The organism is Deferribacter abyssi (genome assembly GCF_049472655.1).
Classification (GTDB): domain Bacteria; phylum Chrysiogenota; class Deferribacteres; order Deferribacterales; family Deferribacteraceae; genus Deferribacter; species Deferribacter abyssi.
Map to the genome: position 1 here is coordinate 1 of NZ_JAQNCS010000005.1, position 18737 is coordinate 18737.

The 18737-nt window shown below is 34.7% G+C and carries 18 protein-coding genes; 14 read left to right on the forward strand and 4 right to left on the reverse strand.

Annotation, left to right across the window (positions count from 1 at the left end):
- Nucleotides 1–336: 336 nt before the first annotated feature.
- Entirely contained in the window at nt 337–609 is a 273-nt protein-coding gene (locus OWK30_RS03840; RefSeq protein ID WP_423323745.1) for a type II toxin-antitoxin system Phd/YefM family antitoxin, read from the forward strand.
- Nucleotides 599–913: a type II toxin-antitoxin system RelE family toxin gene (locus OWK30_RS03845; RefSeq protein ID WP_423323747.1), complete on the forward strand. Its 315-nt coding sequence runs from the start codon at nt 599–601 to the stop codon at nt 911–913. The genes OWK30_RS03840 and OWK30_RS03845 overlap by 11 nt, the downstream gene beginning before the upstream one ends.
- Before the next feature lie 3 nt (nt 914–916).
- Here OWK30_RS03845 and OWK30_RS03850 read toward each other — a convergent pair whose 3' ends face one another.
- Nucleotides 917–1408 carry a lytic transglycosylase domain-containing protein gene (locus OWK30_RS03850; RefSeq protein WP_423323748.1) on the reverse strand — a complete coding sequence of 164 codons (492 nt, stop codon included), beginning with the start codon at nt 1406–1408 and terminating at the stop codon, nt 917–919.
- 1 nt (nt 1409) lies between these two features.
- Nucleotides 1410–1784: a metal-dependent hydrolase gene (locus OWK30_RS03855; RefSeq protein ID WP_423323976.1), complete on the reverse strand. Its 375-nt coding sequence runs from the start codon at nt 1782–1784 to the stop codon at nt 1410–1412.
- On the opposite strand from OWK30_RS03855, the gene OWK30_RS03860 reads away from it, so the two are divergent.
- Both OWK30_RS03860 and OWK30_RS03865 read left to right on the forward strand, forming a co-directional pair.
- Nucleotides 1729–1860, forward strand: a complete 132-nt coding sequence (locus tag OWK30_RS03860; protein ID WP_423323984.1) for a hypothetical protein — start codon at nt 1729–1731, stop codon at nt 1858–1860. The two genes, OWK30_RS03855 and OWK30_RS03860, sit on opposite strands and share 56 nt — an antisense overlap.
- Nucleotides 1861–2180: 320 nt before the next feature.
- A complete protein-coding gene (locus OWK30_RS03865; protein ID WP_423323750.1) occupies nt 2181–3413 on the forward strand; it encodes an ATP-binding protein in 1233 nt (410 codons plus the stop codon).
- A 25-nt stretch (nt 3414–3438) separates the two neighbouring features.
- Here OWK30_RS03865 and OWK30_RS03870 read toward each other — a convergent pair whose 3' ends face one another.
- Entirely contained in the window at nt 3439–4320 is an 882-nt protein-coding gene (locus tag OWK30_RS03870) for a BRO-N domain-containing protein (protein WP_423323752.1), read from the reverse strand.
- A 572-nt stretch (nt 4321–4892) separates the two neighbouring features.
- Nucleotides 4893–5324, reverse strand: coding sequence for a hypothetical protein (locus OWK30_RS03875; protein ID WP_423323754.1), 432 nt, complete (start codon nt 5322–5324; stop codon nt 4893–4895).
- A 130-nt stretch (nt 5325–5454) separates the two neighbouring features.
- On the opposite strand from OWK30_RS03875, the gene OWK30_RS03880 reads away from it, so the two are divergent.
- From OWK30_RS03880 to OWK30_RS03925, 10 genes are all read left to right on the forward strand, one after another.
- Nucleotides 5455–5916: a hypothetical protein gene (locus OWK30_RS03880; protein ID WP_423323755.1), complete on the forward strand. Its 462-nt coding sequence runs from the start codon at nt 5455–5457 to the stop codon at nt 5914–5916.
- Nucleotides 5916–6557, forward strand: a complete 642-nt coding sequence (locus OWK30_RS03885) for a hypothetical protein (RefSeq protein ID WP_423323757.1) — start codon at nt 5916–5918, stop codon at nt 6555–6557. The genes OWK30_RS03880 and OWK30_RS03885 overlap by 1 nt, the downstream gene beginning before the upstream one ends.
- Entirely contained in the window at nt 6554–7498 is a 945-nt protein-coding gene (locus OWK30_RS03890) for a TraU family protein (protein ID WP_423323759.1), read from the forward strand. Before OWK30_RS03885 ends, OWK30_RS03890 begins: the two co-directional genes overlap by 4 nt.
- A complete protein-coding gene (locus OWK30_RS03895) occupies nt 7483–8670 on the forward strand; it encodes a hypothetical protein (protein WP_423323761.1) in 1188 nt (395 codons plus the stop codon). The genes OWK30_RS03890 and OWK30_RS03895 overlap by 16 nt, the downstream gene beginning before the upstream one ends.
- A 9-nt stretch (nt 8671–8679) precedes the next feature.
- Nucleotides 8680–10827: a conjugal transfer protein TraN gene (gene traN / locus OWK30_RS03900; protein ID WP_423323763.1), complete on the forward strand. Its 2148-nt coding sequence runs from the start codon at nt 8680–8682 to the stop codon at nt 10825–10827.
- A gap of 12 nt (nt 10828–10839) precedes the next feature.
- Nucleotides 10840–11403 carry a TrbC family F-type conjugative pilus assembly protein gene (locus tag OWK30_RS03905; RefSeq protein ID WP_423323765.1) on the forward strand — a complete coding sequence of 188 codons (564 nt, stop codon included), beginning with the start codon at nt 10840–10842 and terminating at the stop codon, nt 11401–11403.
- Nucleotides 11404–11756: 353 nt separating this feature from the next.
- The gene (gene iscB / locus OWK30_RS03910) at nt 11757–13031 is read left to right on the forward strand and encodes an RNA-guided endonuclease IscB (RefSeq protein WP_423323767.1); all 1275 of its coding nucleotides are present in this window, start codon (nt 11757–11759) and stop codon (nt 13029–13031) included.
- 13 nt (nt 13032–13044) lie between these two features.
- Nucleotides 13045–14013, forward strand: coding sequence for a conjugal transfer protein TraF (traF, locus tag OWK30_RS03915; RefSeq protein WP_423323769.1), 969 nt, complete (start codon nt 13045–13047; stop codon nt 14011–14013).
- Nucleotides 14010–15425: a conjugal transfer protein TraH gene (locus OWK30_RS03920; protein WP_423323771.1), complete on the forward strand. Its 1416-nt coding sequence runs from the start codon at nt 14010–14012 to the stop codon at nt 15423–15425. Before traF ends, OWK30_RS03920 begins: the two co-directional genes overlap by 4 nt.
- Before the next feature lie 11 nt (nt 15426–15436).
- Nucleotides 15437–18706, forward strand: a complete 3270-nt coding sequence (locus tag OWK30_RS03925) for a conjugal transfer protein TraG N-terminal domain-containing protein (protein WP_423323772.1) — start codon at nt 15437–15439, stop codon at nt 18704–18706.
- Nucleotides 18707–18737: the final 31 nt, after the last annotated feature.

The following is an 18737-nucleotide window of genomic DNA, read 5'->3' on the forward strand; positions in this document are numbered from 1 at the left end:
AATTTGGAGGGTTTTAGAGAGGCAATAGTCAAAATTATGTAAAAATTGAGTAAAAAAATGACAAAATTAACCAAACAAAGAGAACTTTGAAGTGCTAACCAACTTGTGCAATGTCCTTGATTTTTGTTTGCAGTCGGTCTCTCTTCCCATCTTTTTCTCACTTCCCTTTTTAAGATTAGAGAGAGGGGGAGCGCACTTAAAAGCACCCCCCTCTTTATTTTCTTAAGATAACTTAATATATATCTTAATATATCTTCAAACATGCGGGTATGTGAAACAGAGATATTGACATTTTTAGATAACTAAGTATTTTAATACTTAATTAAAGGAGGTTTTATGTTAGTAGATACAGATAAAATTATAAGTATAACTGAATTGCAAAAAAATTTACCAAAAATGATAAGAAATTTAAAATCCCCAATTTTTGTAAGCAAAAGAAATAAAATATCCGCTGTCTTATTATCTTTGGATGAATATGAAAAATTGAACGAGTTTATGTCATTATTAGAACACTTAGAAATTGCGGAAAATATAAAGGAACGTCAGAAAAATTATAACCCTGAAAAAAATATTTCTTGGGATAAAATAAAAAAAGAATATGGCCTTTAAAATAGAATTTATTCCTCAAGCATATGAAGATTTTAAAAATCTTGATAATAGCATAAAAAAACAGGTTGCAAAAAAAATTGATAGATTATCGGAAAATCCATTTTTAGGAGAACCTTTAAAAGAAAAAGCTGGAATCGATTTGACAGGTTACTATAAACTTTATGTTTATAATAAAAAATACCGAATAATATACAGAATTGTTATGGATAAAATTGAAGTTGTTGAAATATGGGGAATTGGTAGAAGAGATAAAGAAAAGATTTATAAGTTAGTCATGAATAGAATTAACAGTGTGAACAAATGAATCTCATTTTAACCTTTTTACCTTGTTCCAAACCTTTAACGCATATTCTTGCTTCCTTTCCTTTCTCTTTGAATGATATTCCCCAACCGCATACCAACTAAAACCATTTCGGCTTATCTCATACGCCAATATGTATGTCCCAAAGTGTATGTTAAAGCAAATATCTAAACCTAACTGATACGAATACCCTAAACGCTCAAACCACCAACGATTTACCTGCATGAGTCCTACATCAAAGCTTTTTTTACTAATAGATAGCTCCTTAATCTTTTTTATCGCTTTTTCTTCGCTCTTAAAAAACATCGGTTTCCCAGCAACATTCAACGCATATGGATGAAACCCGCTCTCTACGTCTATTATTGCCAGTATCAACTCTGACGGCACTTTGTATTTCTCTGACGCCTTGTATACGCACTCTACAATAGTGTCGCTTATAGAACCGGCATATAGACAAACTGTATTAAACAAAATTATTATCGTCACTAATACACGCACTCTATACAAACCTCTTATAGAACAATATCGTCGTGATTATTGTTACAATCACGTATTCCATCGTTGATCCTGTCCGAAATAAACCTATGCGGAAATGCTGTTTAAAAGGATTTAATAAAGGAACTCCTGATATTGTTAAACTGTCGCAAATTATATGCACTATTGCACCAATAGAAACATAATATATTGCCAGATTAATATACTCGCTAAATAGATAGACTTTATATGACAGATATATCAAACCAACATATATAACCCACCAATGTGATAGTTTTCGATGTATCTTGCTAAAAATATAATTATTACCACCGGCAAATAACATGTCTATTATGTCTGGCAAAATTGAACCTATCGCTACGCCTACTACGCCATATATATCATATCCCGATGCAAAAGCTGTCGCTACCCCTATGGCTTTGTGTGATGCTAATCTCATAAATATTACAATATGAAAAATGAATATCTTTTTTTGTGGTTTTTTCTATTTTGCAAAAATACCACAAACAGATCATTTATTTTTGCTTATACTAGTGTGAAAAGTGAAGGAGCTTTTAATGAAAAAATATGGGTGCTTGCAGGCTATTACCAACGCCGGTGTTATCTGTCAAATATGCTACGAAGATAAAAATAAATCCTCCTTTTGTGTTGAATATGATCCAATCGAGTTCTACATATCAAATCCGTTAGCTAAACGTCTAAAAAACAAATCATTCACTGAGCGATGTGAAAAATGCAAATACATAAGCTATTGTAAGTTCTAAAGGAGTTAACCATGACTGCCTCTTACTTTATAGGAAAACTAAATAACAAAAGTGTCTTCTGGATTCCAGATAATTGCCACAACCCCCACCTCATCATCTGTGGTAGCTCCGGCACGGGGAAAACTTACACTATTAAAAACATTATAAAGACTTTCTCTAAACACAAAATAACATTCACAATTATTGACAAACATGGCGATATAGACGTCGAAATCCCCGAATATCAGCTTAAATATGGCTCTGATGTAGGTATTAACCCTCTCGCATTAAACAATCACATTGATAGCGGTGGCCCTAAAATTAATGCATTGTCTTTCATCGCCCTTTTAAATGAATTATCAGGAAAACACAAAATTGGCCCAGATCAACAAAATATGCTCTATAACTGCATAATGGATTTATACAAAGCAAATGGAATATATCAGGATAATCCGCAAACATGGAGAAAGGATAAATATCCAGACTTGAACGATTTAATCAGGTTTCTAAATCACAAATATAAAAAAGTCCTTATTGGAGACTCTGACAATAAAGAGATTGAAACTCTATACAACCTTTTCAAAGAAAAGAAAAAACTTGAAAGATACGAAAAAGAAAAATTGAAAAACGGTGATGTTGATTTAAAAATTAAGGAAACGATAGACAATTTAGTAAAAAAATATCGTGAGTATCTTGAAAAAGGTATTTTAAACGATAAAGACTTTTTGATTTATACCAATCCTAAGTCGCTAATATCTCTCAAAAATAGAATTCAAAACATTAACAACACCGGCATATTTATAAAAAATGAAATACCGCTTATAAGTTCACGTATAAATATAAAAATGCTTGATGACGAACAGAAAAAACTGGTCACATTTTACGTGATAAATAGACTTTTCTCTCTGTTCTTGAAAAGGGATTATTCTAAAACAGTTAAACACTATATCGTGATTGACGAAGCCAGTTTCTATCTCGAGGTCCTAAAAATTGCTCAAGAAATAATCAAAGTAGTTCAAGAGGGCAGAAAATTTGGTTTGGGAGTTATATTATCAACGCAAAATCCACTGCATTTTCACAGTGATATTTTATTGAATTCTGCAACAAAGATTATTTTTGCTCTTGATCCAATAATTTATAAAAACGTTTCAAAGTCTTTTGGGTTGGATGAAAAATTCTTAAAATATCTTGTGCCGAGAAAAAATTGTCTATTCTCCACTAAAAACATTGGCAATGGAGCTTTTTATATTGTTAAAAGGGATTAATACAAAAGAGGGCTATATCACCCTCCTATTCATCTGACCTTTTGATGGTCTTGTATCTAAGCAACACTGATTTTTTCTTCTCTGGATGGGGAGTTGTCTCCTCATCCATGTATCCTTTTCTCACTAAAAAACTACATATTGTCTTCACTGTATGTGATGAAAGCTTTACTCCATCTGCTATCTCTCTCGCCGTCATAAAATCCGTTGCATATTCAAGTATTCTTTCCGTATTCTCCGCTCTATCCTCACAATATCTTTCCATCTCATCAAGTATTTGATTTAACAAATCAAAATGATATGGTTGTATCTCATCAAGTTTGTTAACTCTTAATTTCCTGCAAATGTTTTTTATGAAATATTCAGCAGACATCATCGTCATTGCGTTGAATTGAGCTACCTTTTCAGCAATATGGGCAAGAATGTCTTCTGTAGTGTACATATAATCCCCAGCAGTTAAAGGTTCTGATTCAAGCCTAAAATAGCTTGCAATCATATTCTCAAGCGACCTGATCCTTTCTTCAAGTCGCTCAATATATTTTGCCTCATCTTCTCTAATTGAATAGTGTCCTCTTTTTCTCAGTGACGGCAATACCTCTGAAGTTACCCATTTTTTGAATTGTTTGGCTTCTGCTTTCTGACTACCAAATATCAGGGAATATAAGCCTGATTCATTAATTATTGTTGTTTGTTGCTCTCTACCGATGGCGTCGCGAATTGCGACGGCATCTCTATCTTCTTCATCTACATGCTTTGAAATGGCATCTCTGTAATTTGAATATCCCAAAGCTAAGGCTACATCTTTGGCTACGAACCATACCTCACCGTCAACATTTACTGTTCTCACCAAATTGTCTCCGTAACCAAATGGTATTACTGCGTTTTTCTCTTCAATCACTCTTTCCTGCATAATATACCTCCTGTTATTTTTTTCTTGAGGCAAATACTTTCAGCCTCATGCAATGATAAAATAAATCACTTTCCAACTCTGTTTTGTGGTTTTTCTAATCAACATAATTTTTTCTTGGAGTGTTAATACCTCTCTATAGAGACGTTCTATTACTCCCTTCTATATAGCCGATATATATAAACTGCTTATATGTAGGTTTAAGTTTGAAACTCTGACAAATATATAATTACCAAATGGTTAGAGAGTATTTGAGTGTTTTATGTTTAATCCCTATCTATAGAGTCAATATATAGAGCTGTTTTATAGATACGTTATATATGTCCCCTCTATAGATGGATATAGTTGTATGAGTCATCATGATACAATATGCCAGATGAATTTTGGATTATTTTTTTGGTTGGCATACTGCTATTTTATTTCCATTGTAAATGGGGTTGGCATATTGTCTATATTCCTTTCCCTTAATAGCAGTATGCCAGTTACTGCTATTTGACTCTATAGAACGGTTTTATAGTCAGGTTCTATATGTTGGTTCTATAAAAGGCTTATATAAAAGCTTTTTATAAAGCGGATTAATAGTTGCTTTCTATAGAGCGTTTATATTGATTGTATCTATTAAGTATCTTGTTGATCCTGTCTAATGTTTTAGCGATAATATCCCTTTCTGCTTGAATTACATTTGCTTTTTTTTCAAGTTCTTTGAGTTTTGGATATAGAAAATTTTTATTATATTTAATAAGGATTTTATGAGTTATTTTTCTACCTAACTCATATTTTTTAAGTTTACCAGTTTTGGAATCTCTATACGATATTATCCATATAAAGTTATGAGGACAAAACTTACAACCATCTTTACCGCAATATTTTAAATCTAAATATATGTGTTTTTCGACGTAATATTTTTTTTGACTATCTACAAGTTGCTTCATTTTTTCTTTAACATGTTCAAACTCATTCATTAACTGCTCAATATTTTTAAAAATGTTTACTTGATACTCAATCATAAAACACCTCTCTTTTTTATTTAATAGTAAGTTGGTTCAAAAAAATTTTTTGTGGTTTTTAAAAATACCACAAATTTAAATTCAAAAATTTACTAACTTATAATCAGAGAAAATTAAGTGGAGGTTATAAATGAGTAAAAAGAATATCAACGAATCAAAAAACGTAAAGAAAAAAAGTGTAAGCTATTTTGTAATTATAATAATTGCATTATTAGTTGCAACGGCTGTTCAGTTTTTGACTGTTCAAGTTTTTTCAAAAGCTATTATTCAGAGAAATTTTGTTGTTGTTGATACGAGCAGGATCATTGAAGCTAGGAGAATATATCTTCTTAAACATCCCGATAAGTTAAAAGATAGTAAAAAGGTTTATGAAGATTTTTCTAATTTTATCAAAACGTTGAAAAGTGTTATAAACTCTATTTCGGCAACTTTAAAAGTTGTTGTTTTGGAAAAAGGCGCAGTGGTGTCAGATGATGTAATCGACGTAACGTCTCTAGTGTTAGAGAAAATGAAAAATGCCGGATACGAAATTGAGTTAGAAGAGCTTGATTCTATCCAGAAAAAACTGATTGATCCTAAAAATGAGAAATGATGGATATGGTTAAAAAGATTTTTATACTAATTTTTGTATTATCAATAAATAGTCATGCGGTTGTAAATCTTGGAACTGTGGGCAAAACTTATCCTATTGTAGAAAATGACTTTTATGAGTGGATTGTCAAACAGGTAAAAAAGAATACAGGCAAAATACCAAAAATTGATAAAAATAAACTTTATGACCTTGTAGATAAGCAGTTGTATGTAGATTTTGATTTGCCTGATGCTAAAGAGCATAAAATTAGAGAGTATGAGCCTGTTTATGTCTTAGACCACGATATAAAGGATCAAAGTGGTAATATACTGTATCCTAAAGGGTATAGTTATAACGTGTTTGATTACGTAACTTTTACTCGCAAATACTTTTTTTTAAATGCAGAGAAGAAAGAACAAGTAGCAAAGTATTTGGAATATTCAAGGGTTAATGGACTTGTTCAACCTATTGTTGTTAAAGGTTCGTTATCATACTTTTACGAAACAATAAAAAAATATCAAAATCCTCCTATACCAGCAGGTAGAGCCTCTAAGCTTATGTTGGAAAAAATGTTTGTTAAGAGACTTCCTTCAGTTGTTTATCAAAAAGGTAAAAAACTCATTGTTGAGGAATTGCCTGTAAAGAAGGAGGCTAAAAAATGAGAAAAGTTATTATTTCTGCAATGTTATTAATCGTTTTATCTCTACCTATTAAGGGCAATTCTGCTGGTTGTGTCCCAATGTTTAATCCTATTACTAACGTTGATTGGAGTATGTTTGTCAGAGAGTTCAGGTTTTTAGGGATATGTGCTTGCGGCGATCCCATCCCTCGTATTGGGTTTAAAATAAGGTATGCCGAGCCTATCGGACTTATAGAAACAACGCAAAAACCTTTCTTCTTCCCATCATTAAACCTTAATTTAGGTGTTTTTTCTGGACTATATAAGGTTGGCAATCAGCTAGGTGTTAGCGGAACAACTGTTAATACCCATTATCTCTGGTATCCTGTATTCTGGGTTTTGAATATTTTATCGGATGTTCTTTGTATGCAGGTTGACCCAACTTCTATTGATTTTGGATATTTATCGGAAGTTGATCCGACATGGACATATGATGAATTAAATCACTATTTGCAACCTGAAAAGTTATTGTATGCAAATCCCATTGCTCAATCTATTTGTCTTGCTGATTGTGTTGCTTCTACATTTCAAAAGCCTTTAAACGCCTTGTATTGGTGCGCAGGTTGTTGGGGTGGGATATTTCCTGACACTGGCAATGCGCAGGAACAAGGCGGTAATGATGTTACAGGAGCAAACTTGATTGCTACAAGGTTTATTGATAAAGCACATTCAAGTTTTTTATTCTGGGCGACAAGTCCCGGTGAGGCGGTAGGCAGTGAAGAAATTCCTGATAGTATATGTCAACCCGTCCCTTTTCCTCGTATTATAAAATCTCAGTATTGGCTACAACCTGCGTGTCCTGTGGTTCGTTATGGTTATGCTATAGGCACTATTCCAGTTTTTACGTCAAGTTTTGCTAAAGCGCCCGGTTTTGAAGATTATGTATTTGTTTTATGGAGGAAGAGAATATGTTGTCTGCTATAAAGAAGAAAAAGATTATTAAAATCATTATTATATCTTTCTTGTTATTGTTAGATATAATTTTTTTAAGCACAAAAGCAAAAGCTGACACAATACAAGAGTTTTACAACGCAAACAGTAACTACGCAAATGAAAACTTTGTTAATAGTTTAAAAAACAGAACCCCTAATTATGATGAGAATTGCGTAAATTCTGATTGTCCTAAAAGTCAAGCGGATGCTGATAAATTTTTAGACTACGGAGCAACATTGACAGACTCCTGCACTGTTAATGTTTATGAAGAAACTAAGACGGCAGTTTGTGATAATAGAACGGAAATTAAATATGAAGATGTAAGCGTAACGCAGGATAAAATTTTAGATCATATTAACTATGAGGCTACAACAACGACGGAAACTGTTACTGTATATTATTGTGATCCTAATGACCAAACATATCAATCAGCAACAGAGTGTTCTAATAATTGTTATACCACTTCACCATCAACTAAAAGTTATTTTTATTTTATAGATCTTCTTGGTCTTGAAGTCAAAGGTTATCAATTCCGAATATTTCTGTATTGTGGTATCACTAACAATAATGTGTATTCAAATTGGTTGGACACTAAAAATACATCTCAAATTACAACTGTGAGTTTAAAATGTGGACGTTATGGTAGTGCATACATTAAGTATGATCCATCTACTCAAGTTCTAACTGTTAAACCATCGTGGTTAAATGTATTTTTTAGTGTTAAACTTTTTGTAAATGATAAAAAATGTTACTCTTATAATGGTCTTTTTATTAACTTAACTACCTGTCTGGAGTCAACATCTACAGCTTTTAGAGCTTACACAAAATTGTGGGGTAATCCTAATCCTAAATGGTCTCCCTACGAAATAAAAAAATCGATTGCATGTTCTATTCAACAGCAAATGATTTCAACTACGGTTCAAGAAGCAAAATTCTATTATATAGAACGACCATCTTCTTTTGATCCTTTAGTAAATTGTGTTCTTAATCCTTATCAATGTATTGATAGCAGAAACACGTGTGTTACAAAAGACAGCGCTGGCAATTGTATTGAATATCAAAATGTTTGCTGGGAATACACGAGAAGCGGAACATGTGAAGAACAAATTAAGCATACCTACGTTGACTGTAATTATAATATAACATCAGTTCCTGTAAATTAGGGGTGAGTTATGGTTAGGGTGTTAACAGCAATTATATTTATTTTGCATTCTTTAGTTTTATATGCTTCTGATTGGCGTTGTTTAGATGAGGAAACTATTTGCGTTCATTATGTTGGTAACCAATGCGTGGAGTATCAAACAATTTGTAAAGAAGCTAAAAGAACAGTTACAAAGTATTCTGCTGGTTGTGATTTAAGCAATATCATGAGCATGATAAATCAAGAGCACTGCGAAATGGTGGTTACATGTAATGATCCGATTAGTGTGGCGGGAACATGTAAAAGAGGTTCTGGTTGTTATCCCGGCTATTATTATGATGATTGCCCTGAGGGATACGATTTGAGATATACAGGTAATATAACAGAGGAAGATTGTAGTCAATTTGGACAAACAGGAACAATTACAATGGAAGAATATGAATATGGTTTTTTCTCTGGGGGTAGCGCAATGACTTTAACCGGTGGCGGGGTAACTTGTCAAAAGTATTATAGCCCAAGACAAGATCCAAGTTGTGCAGAAAGGCTTGCTAATGGAGAAAGACCTCCAGAGTGTTACGTGAATGAATGTGAACAACTAGAAAACAATCCTCGTTGCAGAAGGGTTGATGATTTAGGAACTACGCTATATGGGGATGAGCCCACAATATTGAATACTGATTGCGTTTGGATTATTGACCCTGTAAACGGTAGAGTTTGCACAACTGATCCTAATCAAATTGCTAGTCTTACAGACGATAGAAGGCTCTATGATGTTCAAATAGAAAAATATGAGTGTGATAGCGCAGATGTTAGGAATTGTGAAAATAAAGAATATAAAATGGTTTGTCCAGATGGAAGTGAAACACTATGCCAAAATAAAAAAGAATGTGTAAGATGGGTGCAAGAGACAATTAATGAGGTAAGTGAGAAAAGTTTTGTGCTTAACAGGAATTATGCTGTAAAAGAATGTGTTAAAGGTTCAACAGGATGCTCTGATTTAAATAACAATTCCTTGTGTATTTATATTGGAGATAAACAAAAAAATATCACTGAAAGAATTAGGTTTATAAACGGTTGGGATGCTGACGGTAGTTCTAAAAACTGCTTTATTAATTATCGAGGTATATGTAGAGAAACAGGGCCAAACACAAGCAGTTGGAGTGCTTGCGTAAGCCAATTTGATAACAATTTATTTAATGCGGTAAAAGGCGTTTTTCCAAAACCTGTTGTAAACGTTGCTAACGAAACCAGAGTTGGTGGACTTTCTAATAAATCGAGCTGTTTCGGAGCAGGCAATGACGCTTATGACCAATATGTAGATGTGGATGTTACCTATACAGAAACATACGAACAGTATTATTGTTATACTGACTATAACACAATTTCTGTTCCTTCAAATTGTTCTGCAACAGGTGAAGAGTTATGTATAGACTATCATCAAGACGCAAGGGATTCAACTAAAGCGGTTTGCAGGCAAAAAGAGGTTTACTACAATTGCACTGAAACTGTTACAAGAGATGTTTGCGCTGAATATAATGAGGAAGTTGTATGTAATGATCAAGCGTTTTCAATACCCAACATTGAGATGAAAAACGATACTTTTACTGATTTCGGACCGGCAATGGGGCTTTTAGGTATGCTTGATGATATTAATTCTATTTGGAGCGGTGAGTATCAATATTGTTCTTATGGTTACTTTGTAAATGGTTATGGAGGCGTTTATTGTAACAATTGTAAAGGAGAGGGTGGATTTTTATGTTTTAAAAAGAAACCTGAACAACAGAAAGCATATGAAATGAACAAAAAAGGGCTTTGTCATTATTTGGGAACAGAATGCACAAATAAAATAAGATTGGGATTTGGTAGTATTTGTATTGAACACACTAGAAAATATTGCTGTTACGATTCTAAATTGGCAAGAGTTATTGTTGAGCAGGCATACATACAACTCGGTAAAAACTGGAATGAAGGGTGTAATGGCTTGACGGTTGATGATTTGAATAACCTTGATTGGGATAGAATGGACTTTTCAGAGATACAACAGGATATTGAGTCTAAAATCAAGTCAAGAACAAATAAGATTAACGATGCTTTAAAGAATAGAATAAGAACTTATTACACTGATTTTATGAATGAAATGGATCAAAGAGGCGTTCATCCGCAATCAACAAGCAATTAAAGGGAGTGTGTTATGAAAAGAGTTATATTTACTTTTTTACTGGTATTCGCTTTAAGCATAGCTTATGCCGATACATATAAATTTCCTCAACCAATGATTAAGTATGACATGAAAGATATTATTGAGCAAACAAAACGTTTTAGGGAAATGTATAAAAAGTATGGAAGATACAAAAAGCCTCAATTAGTGTATTTGTATTCCGATAGCGTTCCTAAATCTACCATTGAGAATGTTTTTAAGCAAGCAAAAAAGATTAAATCCATTGAGTTTACAGGCTGTATGAGAGGTTTTATAGGCAACACTGCAAAAGATTTAAAAAGATTTATACAAAAGCAAGTAGAAAAAGGTAAAATAGACAATATTGAAGTGAGACTTGATCCTTTCTTTTTTAGAGACTTGAATGTTAAACAAGTCCCTGCATTAGTTTATGCCCATTGCACGGAGCAACCAGTTGAGTGCGATTATGATTACATAATCTATGGAGACAGCAGGTTGGATTATCTTGTTGACAAGATTTATGAGGCTTCAAAGGATAAGCTAATAGGTAAGGTGTTGGAAGAACTAAGAAATTTTTAATATCATAAAATACCACACTTTTGATTTCAATTTATTTCTATATTTATCTTTAGAAAAAACAATAGAGGTGTAGTGTCACTCACCCCTCCCTTAAGGAAGGGGCTTGAGCCGTGAGGCTTGAGGGCAACTGGGTGATTAGGGGGCGCGGTAACGTGCAGCAGTTATGGCGGAGATGGTTTAACCGACACACCTCCGGATGCTGCTCCAGTCCGGAGCTCTGTGGCCTGTCATTAAACAGAGAGGAAACTCTCAGTGTGGCAGGCTTAAAAACCCGCCATAACAATCCCGAGGAGCGACTAACCCGCTTTTTGGCGGAGATAACTCCTTTTTGTTAGGAGTAATAGGGAGGTTTTATGGTAGTGTATGTTTTAAACAAACATGGTAAACCTTTGATGCCCTGTCATCCTGCTAAAGCAAGGATATTACTCAAGCAGGGTAAGGCAAAAGTTATTCAAAGAACACCATTTACCATTAAACTTTTGTATAGGTGTTCGGGTTATAAACAACCCGTAACTCTTGGTGTGGATAGTGGATATAAATATATTGGTTTATCCGCTATTACGGATAAAAGAGAATTGTTTTCTGCTGAGGTTGAACTTCGTTCTGATATATCAAGGCTTTTACAGAAAAGAAAGGAATACAGGAGGGGAAGAAGAAACCGTCTCTGGTACAGAAAACCTCGTTTTCTTAATAGGGGAAGAAGTGAAGGCTGGCTGCCTCCGAGTATCCAACATAAACTTGACAGCTATATCAGACTCGTCAAAAAAGTGGCTAAAATTTTGCCGGTTTCAAAAGTTGTAGTTGAGGTTGCAGCATTTGACATTCAGAAAATTAAAAATCCATCAATTTCTGGTGTTGAATACCAAAATGGAGAACAGAAAGGTTTTTGGAACGTTAGGGAGTATGTGCTTTACAGAGATGGTCATACCTGTCGTCTTTGTAAAAACAAAACAAAAAACAAAGTGCTTGAAGTTCACCACCTTATTCCGAGAAACAAAGGTGGCACAGATAAGCCAGATAATCTCATAACATTGTGCAGAACATGTCATAAACTCATACACGAAAAAGGTATGGAATACGACCTTTTAAAAAGGTTTAATCCGCCCATGCAATTTAAAGCTGAAACTTTCATGACTACGGTTAGATGGAAAATAGTGAATAAGTTGAAAGAGTTGGGTTACGAAGTCTCTCATACTTACGGCTATATTACCAAGTGTATGCGTATAAGTTTAGGGCTTGAAAAAACACGTTACCACGATGCTTTCTGTATAGCTGGAGGTAAGGATCAAAAAAGGTTAGGATATTTTTATTTCATCAAACAGGTTAGAAGACAAAATAGAAGCCTGTATAAGGCAAAACTGCTTAAAGGAGGCAAAAGAAAGGTTAATACAATAAAAGAGGCTTTTGGTTTTAGAAGATTTGATAAGGTATCTTATAATGGCATTGAGTGTTTTATATATGCTTTAAGGACAAAAGGATATTTCGACTTGAGAAAACTTGACGGAGAAAAGATAAGTCCATCGGTGAGTTATAAAAAACTAAGGCTTTTAGAAAGAGCAAAAACATTTTTAATAGAAAGAAAGCCGCAGCTCCTCCCTGCCGTCAACGACAGGGTCTCCGCTGCGTGAAAGGAGGAAATAGATGAGGAAGGTTTTCGTTATTTTTATCATACTATTGTCAATAAATACTTTTGCTACTGCTTTTAAAGAGGATGATCCGAAAAAAGGTTGGTTCTGGTATAAAGACCCTATTAAACAAAAAACTGAAGAAAAGAAAAAACAGGTAAAAAATGATAATAAATCAAAAGAAACAAGGGTTACTATTATTAAACCACCATCCAAACAAGAAAAAAAGAAGAAAGTAGTAAATACAAGTCCCGAAGATTTTGAGTTTCCTTTAACTGACGAAGCTAAAAGAGTGCCTGTTATAGCCAATTTTCTGAAGAATCCTAACGAAGAAAACGCTAAAAAGTTTTTAGGTTGGCAGGCGAAATATTTTAATCATCTACATAAAATATCGAGAACTTTAAGAGACACATATCTCAATTACGGCGACATGGTTTATCCGCTTGAAGGTTATGCTGAACAGCCTCTCGCAGTGCCTATAGCGTCAAGGATGAAAAATAAAATTTATAAGGATGCTTTTGCGAAAGCAAGGGATAAGGTTGGTTTGCTTTTCTTTTACAAAGCAGGTTGTCAGTTTTGTGAGGCTGAAAAGCCAATCATAGATATGTTTGCAAGAAAATATGACATAGATGTTCGAGGAGTTGTTTTTAGTAAAGACGATGAAGACGACTCACTTTCTTTTCCTACGAGAGTTGCTCCGGGATTGTTTTACAAATTTCAAATTACCTCTGTGCCAACGTTTGCGGTTTATTATCCAGAGAAGGATGTCTTTCAGGTTATAGCTAAAGGGTATACGCCGTTGTCAGCAATAGAGCTTAACTTAAAATCTTTCTTGTTACAGCAAGGTATTATCACAAAAGAGGAATTTTTCCAGCAATGGAAGGGTGAATATACTGAGATTTTTTATAATGTTTTATCCAAATCAGGAGTTAATCCTAACAATGTAAGTGTGTCAAATATTAACGTTTTAGGAGGAAATAGATGAGACGCAGTATAGCTTTTATATTGGCTTTGTTGATCTTTTCTAATTCTTTGTATGCCGGTATAGGCAATGCTTTGGATGATTTTATAAGCAGTAACGACGTATTGTCGAACATTAGTGAGCCGAGAAAATTTAAAGTAGGAAGCAATGTAGGTTTTTTTGGCGGATCAATGAGTGTAAGGTTAAATAATACTAACCTGCCTCCTCTTGCGACTTTTAGGCCTCCAGAGTTAAGAGTATCCTGTTCAGGAATGGATTTTAATGCAGGTTTTTTATCAATCCTAAATATCGATATGATTGAACAGCTTTTACAGCAAGGTGGCGCTTCGCTAATGTGGGGATTGCTCATAGGTTTAGCTTATTCTTTGCCTACCGTGTCTCATGTATTTGAGCAGATTCAGAAATATGTTCGTTGGATTCAACAATTAAGCGGTAATGTGTGTGAAATTGGCAAAAAATTGGGTATGACCTTAGGGAGTCAAATAGCAACTGGATATGAGAATAAAAAAATAGAAAAGGATATAGCAAGCGGGTCGGCAGGAACTACGGCTGAGGCGATAAAAGATATTTTCAGTGATCCAGATGACTACTCTAAAAGCACCAGAGGGAATTTGATTTACGATGCCGTGAGAAGCGCTGGAATGAGTGATGATTACGCAAATTGGGCAATGAGCGCTTTTGGGACTATAGAGTGGTTTCCCGGTGATGGCAGTTGTAGTATAAGCGATCCTGAGAAGGTTAAAGTTACAGTTATTCCTCGTTATCCACTTTTTGAGAATATAGAGGATTTTAAAAATTTAGTGTATGGTGGCAAAGTAAGGTTTTATGATTGCGGTTCATCATGCTCTGTGGCTGGTTTTGTAAATGCAACATGTAACGATATGAGTATTCAAGAAGAAAATTATGCTGGCTTAAAAGATAATATTCGAGATTCTTTAGTTTCAATTGTTCAAAAGATAACTGTAGGGACAGATGTTTCAGACATTGAAAAGGAGACTATAGCTTTAGCTACAATACCAAATATTGCAGATATGATTATGTATTTAGCGATAATCTATTTAGATGATCCCGCTGAAGCTTTTGTGGAAATTGAGCAACTATCAGAATATTATGCTTGGTGGTTAGTTGAGGCTTTTGCCGCTTACACAGAAAAAGCGCTCAGTTCAAACGCTGCGATTGCTTTGGCAAATCATAGAGCACCTGAAAAAATCAATGAGGCATTAGATAGACTTAAAGCTAATTTGGCTTCGGTTAGGGGCGATATTCATAGATATTTTGCTGAACAAAGAAAAAAAGTAGAACAATTCTATAAAAACTATGAGGCTATAAAATCTTTAAAGAATGCCAAAAGCGACATTACCGCTGGAACATTTACGAATAAGTTTAATAAATCCTTAGGTAGTTTAAGTTATTAAGGAGGTACTAGATGAGAAAGCTGAGTTTTTCTTTGTTTATATTGTTGTTTCCAGTTGTAAGTTTTGCCGATGATTTTGTTTATAGATGTTTTGGCAATTTGCCTGTCATCAGTTCGACTTTGAATGCAATTGCAATGATTATGAACAGCTCTTCATATGGCAGGCTTTTACAGTTTGTTATGCTCATAGGTATGGTTTTGGCAACTGTGTATAGCGTTTATACTAAAAAGTATGATGTGCTTATATATCCAGCGGGTGCGATTTTGATATTAGGGTTGTTTTTTTGGAGTAAAGCAAGTGTAACTATATATGATGAGAACACTGGCGAAGTAGATGTTGTTGATAATGTTCCTATTGGTTTTGCGTATGGAGCGACAACTGTATCGGCAATAGGATATTATTTTACAAAAGTATATGAACAAGCTTTTGCTATACCTACAACAACGATACTGTTCGGCAAACAAAACGATGTGATAGAAGCTTTGCAGTATTCTAAAATAGGATTAGGCGGAGCTTTTCAAAGTATGAGAGATATTAGAAATTTTGATTTGGATACAAAAAGAAATTTACTTTTTAAAGATTATTACGAAAACTGTTTATCATGGGAGATTATGGCGGCAAGCGATGTTGATATAGATATTTTCTTTAAACATTCTCAATTTGCCGATAGCAATGGAACAATCAATTGTAATAGATTCCCGAACGGATTGGGAACAAGATGGACACTGCCTACCGTAATAGGGGATACTGAAACAACCTGTAAATATGCTTGCGAAAACGTTTTAAAACCGGCATTGCAGGATTATATAGACGATATTTTTTTAAAATACACTTCTGAGCCAAGACTTGCTACGGCTTATCTTAGCATGAATAATGTATTATCAACATTTACTGACGTCAGTTATACAATGAAACAATCCTTGATGCAGAATGCGGTTATACGTGGTATTTTTAATGGCGTAATAAGCGAGGCTTTTGAAGCTGGCAAAGATTTGACGGCGTATTCTGGTATTTTATCCTTTTTACAGTCGAACGAACAAGGAAAGTCTTTAGCATATTATGCGGCTGAGTATATTCCTGCATACAGAAACGTTATGGAAGCCATAATGATAGCGGTTTTCCCGATAGTGTTGATAATGTTTTTATTTCCTAGAGGGTGGGTATTTATAAAGGGTTATATTCTATCGTTATTTTGGATTCAACTATGGCATCCTATCGCTTCGGTTATGAATAGTATAATGGTTATGATGGCGTTAAAGAAAAGCGCTTTAATAAGTGAGTTGGTAAATAGTGGTTATTCAATGTTAACGGCTAAGATATATGCTCAATATGCCGATTCTATGATAGGCGTTACTGGTTTTATGACGATGAGTATCCCTGCAATTGCTACTATAGTTGTTTATGGTGGTAATTGGGTTGCAGGAAGAATTGCCGATGGTATGGCAAGGAGCGCAATGGTTACTGCTGGAGCGTCATATAATCCGGAACAAGTTAGGCAGTGGTTACGACAAAATGTTACGGCTCAGGATTTGGGTGATCCCGGCGTCGATAAAGTTACAAAAATTTATCAGGCTGCTCGTCATGATATGTTAATGGACTATCAATACAAAACTGGAGCTATGGAACAGGTAGATAGGGCGTCAAAAGTTTTAGGAATGAGCGCTGGTGATGTTGTTAAGAGGATGGGAGCTGGGCAAACGGTAAGTAGTATTAGTAATGCCGAGCAAATGTTGAATGTTCAAGATACTGTGGGATTGCAGAAAATAATTAGCACTGGTTCTTATGACAAATTGGTAAATATAGCCAAATCTGATTACATTAAGCAACAGGTAGGTTGGAATCTTCATGGTAAAGCTTTGGGAATGGATAGCGTTGCGAATATAGATTCAACGCTCAAAGCGCCTGACAGGGCGAGAGAAGCTTTAACGTTTATGAGCAGTTATTATGATAAGGTTGCTAACTGGTTTGAAAGACAGGGAGACATAAAACATGCAAATGAGTTTAGGGAAATGAGTCAAGAGTTAAGAAATACTACGAAACTTGGGGATCAGGAGGTAATGAATGCGGTTAAAACATTAGAGAAGTCTGGAGTTTTAACGAGTGTTCTTGGTAAAGAGATTGCGGCGAAAGTAACTGGTTCTGGCGGATATTCAGCGCATGAAGGAATAACAAGTATGCAAAAAGGAACAACTGAAGTCAGGGAAGGAGAACGTAAACTTGGAGAATATGTTAACACCAGTTCTGGGCAGAATCTTGCCTTTGGTGCTTTAAGAGCCGCTAAGTTGCATGCCGATATAGATTCTTTAACTCCTAAGGATGCTTATACAATACAGCGGGGTAAAAATGAACTGGATAAAGGCGAATGGTATAGCAGGTTACAATATTGGGGCAATTGGGATACTTACAGGAAAGCTGTGGCTTCTGAATCAATGTTTAGGGAGGCTATGATGGATGGTAGGATTAAAGCTTGGGATACTGATGGTGATGGGCGGATATCTAAAAAAGAGGCTGAGGATAATATTGCTAAGTATTCAATGATGGCATCGTTGATGGATAAGTCGGAGGCTCAGCAGTTTTGGAAGACGTTTGAAAATGATCCTAACAAAGCGATACAGGCTCTTGAAATGAAGTATGGCGAAACATATGAGGGATTAAAGCAGTTTGCCGAGCTTGCTAAGGAGAAAGGTTGGGATGTTCAAAGGCTGGGAGCAGTATTTGCCAATAAGAAATTGTATCAAGCTGGATATGACGAAGGGTTTACTGCATTGTTGAGGGATTTAGCGCCCGTTCTTGGTGTAAGCGAAGCAGCGCTAAAGGGTAGCGATCCAAAGATGACGGCTATAAGGGGGTATGCTCAAATTTTGTATAGGAAAGTAAGAGATGGTGAAATAAGTAGTGAAGATATTAAAGATTCATTATTAGCACTTGGTATATCGAGAGCAACTGCAACAGTTTTAAAAGGAAGTAAAGGCGATATTGCGATGTTGGGGTTACAAAGTGGCGTAAAAATGTTCTCAGATTTATTTCCTTCAAAAGAAGAATGGAACGAAAGCATACAACAAGTTAAGAGAGATTTTTTTAATCCTATTAAAGGAAAGAATATAGTTAAAAATGAAGATGTTGAATTTAAATCAGACCCGCTCTTAGAAAAAGACCCACGTTTTCAAAAAGTAGATGATAGTAATAGAGCAGAAATGTATTTAAAGGTAGGAAATAAAAACTTAAAGGTTGACCTACCTAATGCTGCTTTCTTAAGAGATAATCCAGCTATAAAGAAATAGAGAGCCTCTTATTGAGGCTCTTTATTTTTTT

Excerpts from the sequence above, each read along its gene's own strand:
- OWK30_RS03840 (WP_423323745.1), top strand. The coding sequence starts at position 337 with ATGTTAGTAGATACAGATAAAATTATAAGTATAACTGAATTGCAAAAA.
- OWK30_RS03845 (WP_423323747.1), top strand. The coding sequence starts at position 599 with ATGGCCTTTAAAATAGAATTTATTCCTCAAGCATATGAAGATTTTAAA.
- OWK30_RS03860 (WP_423323984.1), top strand. The coding sequence starts at position 1,729 with ATGTCTATTATGTCTGGCAAAATTGAACCTATCGCTACGCCTACTACG.
- OWK30_RS03865 (WP_423323750.1), top strand. The coding sequence starts at position 2,181 with ATGACTGCCTCTTACTTTATAGGAAAACTAAATAACAAAAGTGTCTTC.
- OWK30_RS03870 (WP_423323752.1), bottom strand. The coding sequence starts at position 4,320 with ATGCAGGAAAGAGTGATTGAAGAGAAAAACGCAGTAATACCATTTGGT.
- OWK30_RS03875 (WP_423323754.1), bottom strand. The coding sequence starts at position 5,324 with ATGATTGAGTATCAAGTAAACATTTTTAAAAATATTGAGCAGTTAATG.
- OWK30_RS03880 (WP_423323755.1), top strand. The coding sequence starts at position 5,455 with ATGAGTAAAAAGAATATCAACGAATCAAAAAACGTAAAGAAAAAAAGT.
- OWK30_RS03885 (WP_423323757.1), top strand. The coding sequence starts at position 5,916 with ATGGATATGGTTAAAAAGATTTTTATACTAATTTTTGTATTATCAATA.
- OWK30_RS03890 (WP_423323759.1), top strand. The coding sequence starts at position 6,554 with ATGAGAAAAGTTATTATTTCTGCAATGTTATTAATCGTTTTATCTCTA.
- OWK30_RS03895 (WP_423323761.1), top strand. The coding sequence starts at position 7,483 with ATGTTGTCTGCTATAAAGAAGAAAAAGATTATTAAAATCATTATTATA.
- traN (WP_423323763.1), top strand. The coding sequence starts at position 8,680 with ATGGTTAGGGTGTTAACAGCAATTATATTTATTTTGCATTCTTTAGTT.
- OWK30_RS03905 (WP_423323765.1), top strand. The coding sequence starts at position 10,840 with ATGAAAAGAGTTATATTTACTTTTTTACTGGTATTCGCTTTAAGCATA.
- iscB (WP_423323767.1), top strand. The coding sequence starts at position 11,757 with ATGGTAGTGTATGTTTTAAACAAACATGGTAAACCTTTGATGCCCTGT.
- traF (WP_423323769.1), top strand. The coding sequence starts at position 13,045 with ATGAGGAAGGTTTTCGTTATTTTTATCATACTATTGTCAATAAATACT.
- OWK30_RS03920 (WP_423323771.1), top strand. The coding sequence starts at position 14,010 with ATGAGACGCAGTATAGCTTTTATATTGGCTTTGTTGATCTTTTCTAAT.
- OWK30_RS03925 (WP_423323772.1), top strand. The coding sequence starts at position 15,437 with ATGAGAAAGCTGAGTTTTTCTTTGTTTATATTGTTGTTTCCAGTTGTA.